The sequence below is a fragment of the Neisseria sp. P0009.S007 genome, from assembly GCF_051962515.1.
Genome location: NZ_JBQCVF010000545.1, coordinates 1 through 1002, shown reverse-complemented (window position 1 = coordinate 1002; position 1002 = coordinate 1). Strand labels below are relative to the sequence as shown.

1 pseudogene is annotated in these 1002 nt (G+C 48.3%); it reads right to left on the bottom strand.

The annotated features are described in order from the left end of the window. Positions 1-1002: pseudogene (locus ACTHS3_RS14680) on the bottom strand (hypothetical protein); the annotation flags it as partial.

Sequence of the window (1002 nt, the reverse complement as noted above, 5' to 3'; positions counted from 1 at the left end):
GGTGCTGCCGCTGTCGCCGTTGAAGGTCAGACCTTTGGTATCAACGGTGGTTTTGGCATCCACACCTTTTTGGATGTTATCTTTAGTACTTTGAGCAAGATCGATACTGTACTCAGTTGTGACGGCACCATCGGCTGCAGTTGTAGTATTGGAAGTCAAATTCAAAGCATTGGAAACTTGTACCGTTGCTTTATCTGCGCTGACGGTATAAGCGGTCTCTTTGCCTGAGGTTGTTTTATTAACGTGCGCGTTACTGCCTGCCGCCACCTTGGTTGTGGTTTTGGCATTATTGATGGCATTAGCAACATCGCCGGCAGTCGCTACACCGGCAGTCGGTGCGGACACTGTGCCATTATTATCGACAGACAATGTGCCTTGAGTGACGTTGATTTGAACTTTTGATGCATTCTCGCCATCGGTGATTGCAACAGTCGTCAAGTTGCCATCGGCGTAGTTGACTGTACCGTTGTTATTGATACGAGACTTGTCTGTACCGTTTTGTTGGATATTGTGTCCAACATTGTTCATAACGGTGTACAGCTGGCTACCATTGACCGCATCGGTCGAAGTGGCGGAAATACGGCCTGCGGCAACATTCTGGATTTGGCGTTCATTGCCTGCACTGCCTACAGAAACCGCGCCTGTTTTAGCGGATGAAGAAGCTGCATAGCTGACATTAGTCGTCGTACCACTATCGTTTTTGAATGTTGCATTTTTAGCTGTTGCATCAAAATTATTGGCAGTGCCAACAGCACCATTACCCAATGCAACGGAGCTACCGATCGTAGTCATCGCGCCACTACCCAAAGCAACTGAATCGCTTCCAGTCGCTTTTGCATTATTACCGCCGGCAAAACTATTCTGCCCGGCAGCTTGGGCTGAGGAACCAATAGCGGTGGAATAAAGGCCTGAACTGTTTGCCTGATTACCAATGGCGATAGAATAAGCTTGCGTTGTCTGCGCCTGATGACCGATTGCAACAGAATCATCACCGACTGCATT